General features: G+C 68.5%; 1 protein-coding gene. It reads right to left on the bottom strand.

The window, feature by feature from the left end; translation table 11 throughout:
• The coding region (locus B8460_RS17865; RefSeq protein ID WP_241771237.1) for an ABC transporter substrate-binding protein at window positions 1-487 on the bottom strand (487 nt) is incomplete at its 3' end.
• Between the last annotated feature and the right edge of the window lie 9 nt (window positions 488-496).

Raw genomic sequence — 496 nt, 5'->3', positions numbered from 1 at the left:
GCTGCTGGCCGAAGACGTAGTTGGCGGTGATGAAATACCAGGTGTCGCCGCCCGCCTTCACCGTGGCACCGCCGGTCGAGCGGGCCAGCATGTAGGTATCGTAGGTCCAGTGCACCGTGTTGGGATTGCACTGCTTGCCGGTCAGGTCCGTGGTGCCGGCGCCGCTGTTGACATAGGCCTTGTTCTTCTCGGCTACCACCGCCGCGACCGCGAGCGCCACCGACGAGGTCGGCACGTCGACGATCATGTCCACGCCGTCGCGGTCGATCCACTGCCGCGCGATCGACGCGCCGACATCGGGCTTGTTCTGATGGTCGCCGGACAGCACCTCGACCTTGAAGCCCTGCGCCTTGAACTCCTCGACCGCGAGGCGCGCGCACATGACGGAGACCGGGCCGCCGGTGTCGCGATAGGGGCCGGACATGTCATTGAGCACGCCGATGCGGATGGTCGGCATGTCGGCGGCGCGGGCGCGGCGCGCGGGCAGCGCCGCGAC

Origin of the sequence: Acidisphaera rubrifaciens HS-AP3, from assembly GCF_000964365.1 — a bacterium.
Lineage (GTDB): Bacteria > Pseudomonadota > Alphaproteobacteria > Acetobacterales > Acetobacteraceae > Acidisphaera > Acidisphaera rubrifaciens.
Note: the sequence above shows the minus strand (reverse complement) of the source record. Positions and strands in the feature narration are given on the sequence as shown.